Below are 8,484 nucleotides of genomic sequence, written 5' to 3'. Positions count from 1 at the left end.
GCCGGAGGGATTTGAACCCCGACCTCGCCGCGGTCATGCGATTCCCGCGGCTCGGTCTCGCGCTTCGCGCCGGACGCCAACTGTCAGAAGTCTGTGCGAAAATCCGCCAGAACTGCGGCAAACAGATATGTCCGACTTCAGCCCCACCGCCAACGACGACCCAGCCCAGACAGTCCCGCTCCGAAAAGCCCGCAACGACTTTCTCGACCACAAATACAACACCCAGAAAGAGTCCACCGCGAGAGCCTACAAGTACCCTACCAAGGCCCTCATTCAGTACGCCGACGAGCGGAACGTCACCGTTCCCGGCGACCTCACAAAAGGCTTAGTCAATTCGTGGATAGACCATAGGCGGCAAGAAGTCAAGCCCGTCACCGTCCACAACAACGCCAAACACGCCCGCGTCTTCCTCAAGTGGCTCGCCCAGCGCGACCTCTGCGATTGGGAAATCCACACCAAGATGGACATACCCGACGTTCCCGACCGCGGCGACGTGAACGAGGAAATGATAGAAGCCGACCGGGCCGAAGCCATCCTCGACTACCTCAACACCTACCACTACGCCACCACCTATCACGCCCTCTTCTACACCATGTGGCACACCGGCTGTCGAATCTCCGGAGCAATCGCCCTCGACATAGACGACTTTCACGTAAACCCATACGGCAAGAACGCGCTTCGATTCAAACACCGCAAAGCCACCGGCACCCCGCTCAAGAACAATAGCAAAAGCGAACGAGAAGTGAACATCTCCGAAGGGCTTTCCGAAGTTCTGAACGACTACATCAACGGGCCCCGCCACGACGTGCTGGACGAACACGGCCGCGAGCCGCTGTTCACTACCCCGAACGGCCGCCTCTACCGGCAACGCTCCTACAAGAACGTCGTCGCCCTCACGCGGCCATGTGTTGTCTCTAACACTTGTCCGCACGACCGCGACCTCAACGAGTGTGACGCCGCGACCAAGAAAGACCAAGCGCCTTCCTGCCCGTCCTCGATGACCCACCACCCCATTCGCAAGGGGTCTATCTCACACCACCTCAACGAAGGCTGGCCCCAAGAACAACTATCCGACCGAGTAGACGTGTCCGGAGACGTTCTCGAAAAACACTACGACCTCCGCTCCGAAGAAAAGAAGCGAGAGAACCGAGTACAGTACCTACACGAGTAATCTAATATATTACTGGGAAGAATAGTCTACCGGGCCAGTTCTCATATCTCATATATTTGTTTTAATCTGAACGATACCCCGACTAACTGTGCCCCTTTCACTCATATTTGGCAAGCAGAGCCGAGAAACTTAACACCGGCTTGATACCAAGACTATGAGATGACTTGGACACTTAGACTCTACGACCACAACGACGTGGAAATTGGGTACGTGGAAAAGCCCAATAAGTACGCCTATAACGTTATTATCAATCACTCTGACTCTGGGTGGGATGATATTAAATCGAAGTTGGAACAATATGAACTATTCTTTCCAGACGACCCTGCTGTAGAGTTACAGGACCGGGTTTCATTGGGAACTATAGAATCTGGACCATATTCATACAGGTTTCAACCAGAAGCTCACTTACAGAAAGTCCGAGACGAGTTTTCTCACCCGGACGTTGCGGATAGCGTACTGAACGACGAATAGTATCGACTATTCAACATACAATCATAGACGGAGTCCTATACTGGAGTAAGCCACCTCGGAAACGTCGGGTTCAGAAAGACGAGTTCTGCGAGAAGGGCGGCGCTCCGGTGAAACCTCGGCTTATTCTGTTTCGGCGTCAACCCGCTTCGATACGGAGTGGTTTCGACGCCGCCTTCCTGCTGTATTCGGCAATCCATTAGAGGCCTATTATCCCGTAACTTCGCTACTGTAGATAATATACAGGCCTTTATATACCCCCCTCCCGGCCTCGTTTGCTTGGCCCACTTCTTTCCATATCTGTCTTCACTTTATGATAGGTCTTGACTCGGTCTTTTTCAGAGAAGTCAAGAACGTATGCTGTTTCCCAGAACACCTCAGCCTTCTCGCCGTTAACTAATGGGTGAGACCGACGTTTATCTCGTTCGTCGCTGTGAACAATATACGAGCAGGTCGCCCACGCAACCAGTTCCTTGCGAATACCCCACTTCCTCAAATCCTGAGATAAAAAGAACTTTTTTGCCTGCGTTTGCTGGTGGGGAAGCAATTCAAGATTTGCTGACAGAATCTCAATCAAATCTTTATTAGACCACTCGTTAAAGTAAGCCTGATTCCACCACTTAGGACCGTTTTTCAGGCCAGCGTCTATCTGGTCTAAGTGTTGATAGTGCTTTTGGTATTTTAGATACAGCGAGTCAGCATATCGGAAGTTAGATGAGGTGTGCTTATTCCAGCCTCTTGTGGGCTGATTTCTTCCATCATCAAGATTCCACCCGATGTACGTCTCTCGGTCTGTATTTGGTGTTGCTATACCTGTCGCTGTAGGTGAGTTTGTTGTTACACTCATGGCTGGTTCAAGCAGGGCAGATTAACAGAGCGCACTTCTCGCTGTTTAGTGAAAATTCTACACACGTATGTAACCGAGCATATATTCTGCTGTAGAACGCTCCGCTCTGCTCTCCATCCACTTATTCTCAAGCAGTATATTATATCTATCGGCGCGTTGTCTGGCGATTACGACTTCAGAAGGGGCCTTACACGCGGGAGTCCCAGCACGATTTGTCGAGCCGGGTTACGTCAGTCTGAAAACTGGCGAGCAAGTGGTGTTCTAACCTCCCTGTAACTTCCTAAGTCATTCTGGGTCCTCAACAAGTTCGTACAGCCCCTTGTGGAGCCGAGAGACGTACCCGTGTTCGGTTAGCCGTTGGAGTCGGTTCCGCACGTGCGCCCGCGTGTAGTCATGCTCTGCGGCGATATAGGCGGGTGTACACCGACCTTCCTCTAACATCTCCAGTATCGCTCTATCGGTCGGGCTAAGGTCAATATCAGCCATATCTGTCGATTGGTGTTACTCTGGCATTAATCTTATGTACGTATGCGTACGTTCGTAATAGTTATATACAGACCGACCCCTATGAGAGAGTAAGAAGCCCGGTTTCGCCGCAAAGGGTGGCCCCGTGCGCCAACACGGGACCGGTGCTTCTGATTGGAGCCAGAAGCAATGACGACTAACGCTAAGACAGCAAAAAAGCGTACCGCTGTTGAATACCTCTCGTTCGGCGCGAAGACCGCCAAGCGCGTCGCGTGGGAAGCGTGGGAGTTCACTATAGTCGGGCCACACCTCGTCGAAGTCACCAACGCGAGCTACGGCTTCGAGAAAGACGACCACACCTACACGGTCGGGGTCGAGGAACGGAACGGTCTGGCCGTTCCCGCTGAGTGCGACTGTCCGGCCGATATGTACCACGAGGAGTATGATTGTAAGCACAAGGTCGCACTCGCCACTATCGGAGGGAAAACAACTCTGGACGCCGCGGGGACCTTCTCGCCGCATTTGACACCATCCGGGGAAACGGAGACCGAAATAATGGCCAAGAAACTGAAACTTGATGCTGGGGAGCTGGAGACATGCCCACACGGAGACCCGTACTGTAATGCCCCGGAGAACGACAACTTGGCGTGTTTCGACTGTTTCAGAGAGGAAACCTAATCATACAAGTTATAGATGCTATTGAAGACACATTCATGAGTATGTAGCTCGGCGTATATTTCACCCTTTTATTCACAGTCTTAACTTTTCAGAACCTGTCATCTATATAAGACATACAGATTATAAATATTGATGAAAAATGTAACGATAAAGCTTAGACTTGGCCAAGCAAAAGGATTTAGGAAGTTGATTTTGTTGGCTAGGGTATGTCAGCAGTCGACTCCGTATCCAACTCTCTTCAGGGTATTTCATCGCGGATTTCCGACGAAATGAGTGAGAGGGAGATTGAAACTGCCTTCTTACAAGAAGGGTTCTTTTCTAGTTTGGAATATCGGGGCATCGGACATGACTTACGGAGTGAGTGGAAATTACCAGACAACAGTCGTCCTGATTACGCCACTCTTGACGAAAATCAGCGCGTTACTGCTGTTTATGAATTCAAGAACCCCACAGAATCACTGAGTGACCATGTAGACCAATTATTTGGATACACTGAGGAACTAAAAGCAGATTTTGGGGTTCTAACAAACGGGCACGCTGTCCGTGTTTACAGGCGAAGAAACGGAACACACACCCGCTTATACGAGGTGGACGTTGCTGACTTTAGCCGAAGCCAGATAGAGGATTTGGCCGATGTTTTGAGTAAGCCGAGTTGGGATTCAACTGATGCTAACACTGTTTCTGAATATATAAGCGATATAGAACCAGTTGGTTTGGCAAACGAGTTGGGAAGAGACGAATTCTATAATACGTTCCAATTAGAGAAAGGAAGCCCATTTGGCGACTTGGTAGAAGCTTCTATTGATTTATTACATGAATTGAGAGATGATAAGGAGTCCAACTTCGTGGTTGGAGCATACAATTTCTGGGAAGTGAGCTACTCAAGCACCCCCGAAAATGTACCAGAATCGTGGGAACCGTTCTTAGAGGATGATAGGACAACTCTGAATGACTTCATGTTCTGCCTAGAGACGGGCCACGCCCTTCTTAGTCGTCTTCTTCTAGTTAAAGCGAGTGATGACTACGATTTCTTCCCTGAAAATAATTGGATTGAACGCTATTTTACTGAAGTTCAGGGATTCACCAGCACAATCAATACTGACGCATATCCCGTAATGACAAACAGCCTATTTGAAGACATGCGGGAACACCTAGTCGAAAGTTTGTTTGAAGATGATATTTTTAGCTGGTGGGTTGAAGGGTATGGTGAAGCGATTACCACTCAACACGAAACTCCATTCAGACAGTTCCGTGATGTTGCTGCCACAGAAGATGAAATTGTAGAAATCAGCGATACGGTACGTGAGAGTTACAACCAGTCGGTGTCTCGGATATTGTTCCCCCTCCTAAAATTCGATTTCTCTACGGTCCAAGGTGACCTGCTTGGAGACCTATATCAAAAATACTTCGACCCAGAAACTCGTAAGGCGCTCGGAGAGTTTTATACTCCAGAAGAAATTGTAGACAATATTTTGGATGAAACGGCATACAGTAGCGGCATCTATCGCGACCGACTGCTTGACCCTGCCTGCGGCTCTGGCACATTCCTAGTGGAAGCTGTTGAACGATATGTACAAGATGTTGAGAATTATCATACTAATCCAGATTGGGAGCAGCATCTGAATGAATTGTGTAATCGTCCTCGAATCGTAGGCCTAGATGTACATCCATTTGCCGTTCTTATGGCACAAATCCGGTTTATGGTGGCTATTCTTCCAAAGTATAAGTTAGCAAAAGAATCATCTGGGCAGGGAGAGTTCACTATCAAGCGCCTTCCAATATTTCGAACTGATTCATTAGAGATTGAGACGGAAGACGGAGAGATAATATCGAATGCTGAGGGGAGTACGCAGGCGTCTCTCGATATTGTTGAAGGAACAGAAGATGTTCACGTACCTGTCCCTCTTCCGATTCCCAGTGATGATGATACTTCTCAATTCTTATATAAAAGGATAAGGCTCCCACTTTACCGGCATATACAAGAAAATACAGGGGTATCTAATGATGAAGATTATTTTGCTACACTTCAGGGGGTAATGGATGTTGTTAAATTCCATATGAATGATAATGAGTGGGAGTACCACGGTGGTATTGAAGTTGGTGTGGAACGTTATGGTCGAGAAGCGTTCGATAATATTGAAGACTTTTTAGAGCCATATATTAACGAATTGTTAGAAATAGTTAGAGAACTTAAACAGGAGCACGACGATGGACGACTATTCAAAATGTTTGAGGATAGTATCTTAGCTATCGTAATTAAAAACTATCTTACCTATGATTTTGTTGTAGGGAATCCCCCTTGGGGTGGGATTTTGTTAGGGAGCCGCGGCGCATTAGCGGACGAATCGTTCAGGGACCGTCTCAGAGAAGACTACGACTCTGCCTATGGCCGATTTGATATTTATGTGCCGTTTATTGAGCGTGGAGTGGATTGGCTTGAACCCGGAGGAAGAATTGGATACATCACACAAAATAGATTTATGAATAGAAACTATGGACAGGAAATCAGGCGTATATTGTTAGAGGAAACAAAGCTAGAATTGATAGTTGACTTTGGTGATTATGACGACATGTTTGACACGGCTACAAATTATCCCTGTATTTTTGTTGCTGAGAAAGTATTTAGTGATGAAAACGAATTTAATTTCATTACTTTTGATGATGAAATTCACGAGAACACGGTGCCTGAAGTCGTGAGAGCGCTAGAAGAAGGGGAAGCACCGTGGATTCGCAACCATACTCTGAGTCAACAGAAGCTCACCACGGATACTTGGTCTCCTGCCAAGGTTATTGCCTCGGATGTAATTGATAATGTTAGAGCAGGAGACGCTCAGAATCTTGGCAGTCTGTATAATGCCAGTCAGGGCTGTACAATTGGTGGTGAGGGTGGAGAAGATATATACGTAATATCGGAAGATGTAGTAGAAGATGAAGATTTGGAGACCGAGTTGCTTGAGAAGGTTCTCAAGGGAGGTGACATTAATAAGTGGGCAGAGCCAGAACAAAATAAGTATCTAATTTATCCGTATGACGACAGAGGGAACGTTGTAGATATTGAGTCGTATCCTAATATTGACTCTTATTTGTCATCTCACAGAGAAATGCTTGCTAACCGCCATCTAGATGGAAAATTAATCACTGAAAGAAACAAACAATGGTACGAACTTTGGCGTTCGAGGGATGTTGATGTTCTCAATAGTTCAAAAATAGTCACACCGCGGCTTTCCACTAAGAATAGGTTCGCCGTAGATTTGGAAGGACACCATTTGTTGGATTCCGCTGTGGGAATTGAGTGCCCGGATGAACACTACCAGTATCTGTTGGGTTTTCTAAATTCGACATGGACTCAGTTGTACGTGAACAGCGAAAGTACATACGTCCAAAACCGATACTGGAATTACAGTCAGACGGTGGTGGAATCCCTCCCAATAATCCCACCCACAACGGCTGAGGGAACTTCGGAATACGACCAGATAGAAGAGAGTGTTGACAACCTCATACAACGGCGAGAAACAAAAGACAAAATTGATAGATTTCCCAACTCATATGTCACCGGGTCTGTGGCCGTAGATTGGTTGTACTACGTATGGGAAACTAACCGGTCCTCGGTTGAACCAACAATTCAACAGCGAACAGATGGGACATACGCGATTGAAATAGGACGTGAGAGCATTACTTCGCCCCTTATTGACTCTGAAAAGCGTGCCAACTACATTTTCACCGCAGTCAAAGGGATGAGTGTAGATAGTGGCGAAGAAATCAGTATTCCAGTGCCACGACGTGATTCGGATGTTGAACAAGTTTTGGAAGAACTGGAACGCGACCAAGAGTTACTGAGAAATATTGATTCGGAGGAATTAGAAGGTGCTATTGACGAGGCAGTCTACGAATTGATTGGGTTAGATGACGATGAGGTAGGCACAATTGAATCGTGTCTCGAAATGTTCTAACCCCTACACCATATTCGATAATATATTAGAGTCAGTAATAGTTGGTCTCTAATTGTTTGTATCCGTCCCCCATTACTACAGTCAAAACTTAATTCCTAAAATCGCAAGACGGAGCGACCCTGTATCGGTCAAGTATCAAATGTTTCCGGCAAAACGGGGTGGTGAGACCTAATCAAACGTCTCTCAGGGTGTGAGTTTTTATGAGAATAGATTAACTGTGAATTATGGAAATCAAGCAGGAAACAGATATTCACGGCGGCGTCAATAGTGAGAAGACTAAGACTAACATCAGAGATATTCTCCAAAACAACCTCCACATTCATACTGATACTTCAGCCCGTGGAAATCGTTCTCTGTCGCAACCAATCCAGAATGCGTTCAAAGAGAATGGCTGTAGAACAGAAGTTAGTCCACAAAGTCTCCCAAACAAGCGGGTAGATGTTTATTACAATAGTACTCCAATTGAAATAGATATTGGGTCAAAGAGAACCGCGGTCCTGACTAACCTGTTAACGCTTCAAGAGGAGTATAATCAGGGATATATTGACGAATCTGTTCTTATCGTGCCCGAGAATAAGGAGGATTGGGGAGGTAAGTCGTGGTTCAAGACCAGAGAATGGGCTAAAAATGAGATTGATAAGTATGCGTCCGTATTCGATATTCCTATTTGGCTGATTGGCGTGTCGCCCTGAATGGTTAACACAAGTTGTGCCTCATACGACGCGAAGGGTATATATTGCCGGGAGTCGAATCTAAGGCACCGCATGAAGGCAGGGGGGAGGAAACGTAAGGGGTTCACGTCCGGTTGTGGAATCTCCGTCACGTTTCTGTTATAACCCCAGTACGGACTCTGTAGGTGGCGATTTGCGAGCGAAGTGAGCAAAGTGGGGCCGGAGGGATTTGAA

The 8,484-nt window shown here is 47.1% G+C and carries 6 protein-coding genes; 4 read left to right on the top strand and 2 right to left on the bottom strand.

Annotated features, from left to right (window positions below; genetic code table 11):
* Positions 1-127: 127 nt before the first annotated feature.
* The gene (locus DJ81_RS15335; RefSeq protein WP_094590438.1) at positions 128-1,171 is read left to right on the top strand and encodes a site-specific integrase; all 1,044 of its coding nucleotides are present in this window, start codon (positions 128-130) and stop codon (positions 1,169-1,171) included.
* Positions 1,172-1,889: 718 nt separating this feature from the next.
* Here the strand turns inward: DJ81_RS15335 and DJ81_RS18890 are convergent.
* Positions 1,890-2,486, bottom strand: a complete 597-nt coding sequence (locus DJ81_RS18890) for a hypothetical protein (protein ID WP_141212597.1) — start codon at positions 2,484-2,486, stop codon at positions 1,890-1,892.
* 285 nt (positions 2,487-2,771) lie between these two features.
* Entirely contained in the window at positions 2,772-2,972 is a 201-nt protein-coding gene (locus DJ81_RS15330) for a winged helix-turn-helix domain-containing protein (RefSeq protein ID WP_094590436.1), read from the bottom strand.
* A gap of 168 nt (positions 2,973-3,140) precedes the next feature.
* Between DJ81_RS15330 and DJ81_RS15325 the strand changes: the two genes are divergently transcribed.
* The 3 genes from DJ81_RS15325 to DJ81_RS18880 all read left to right on the top strand — a co-directional run bounded on the left by DJ81_RS15325 (position 3,141) and on the right by DJ81_RS18880 (position 8,271).
* A complete protein-coding gene (locus tag DJ81_RS15325; RefSeq protein WP_094590434.1) occupies positions 3,141-3,629 on the top strand; it encodes a hypothetical protein in 489 nt (162 codons plus the stop codon).
* A gap of 206 nt (positions 3,630-3,835) precedes the next feature.
* Positions 3,836-7,579, top strand: coding sequence for an Eco57I restriction-modification methylase domain-containing protein (locus DJ81_RS18885; protein ID WP_141212596.1), 3,744 nt, complete (start codon positions 3,836-3,838; stop codon positions 7,577-7,579).
* Positions 7,580-7,803: 224 nt separating this feature from the next.
* Positions 7,804-8,271: a hypothetical protein gene (locus DJ81_RS18880; RefSeq protein ID WP_141212595.1), complete on the top strand. Its 468-nt coding sequence runs from the start codon at positions 7,804-7,806 to the stop codon at positions 8,269-8,271.
* The last annotated feature ends 213 nt before the right edge of the window (positions 8,272-8,484 follow it).

Source organism: Halorubrum sp. Hd13 (assembly GCF_002252755.1).
Classification (GTDB): domain Archaea; phylum Halobacteriota; class Halobacteria; order Halobacteriales; family Haloferacaceae; genus Halorubrum.
The sequence above is the reverse complement of the archived record's forward strand: the minus strand, read 5'-3'. Positions and strand labels throughout refer to the sequence as shown.

Coding starts and splice junctions, on each gene's coding strand:
- DJ81_RS15335 (WP_094590438.1), top strand. CDS start 128: ATGTCCGACTTCAGCCCCACCGCCAACGACGACCCAGCCCAGACAGTC.
- DJ81_RS18890 (WP_141212597.1), bottom strand. CDS start 2,486: ATGAGTGTAACAACAAACTCACCTACAGCGACAGGTATAGCAACACCA.
- DJ81_RS15330 (WP_094590436.1), bottom strand. CDS start 2,972: ATGGCTGATATTGACCTTAGCCCGACCGATAGAGCGATACTGGAGATG.
- DJ81_RS15325 (WP_094590434.1), top strand. CDS start 3,141: ATGACGACTAACGCTAAGACAGCAAAAAAGCGTACCGCTGTTGAATAC.
- DJ81_RS18885 (WP_141212596.1), top strand. CDS start 3,836: ATGTCAGCAGTCGACTCCGTATCCAACTCTCTTCAGGGTATTTCATCG.
- DJ81_RS18880 (WP_141212595.1), top strand. CDS start 7,804: ATGGAAATCAAGCAGGAAACAGATATTCACGGCGGCGTCAATAGTGAG.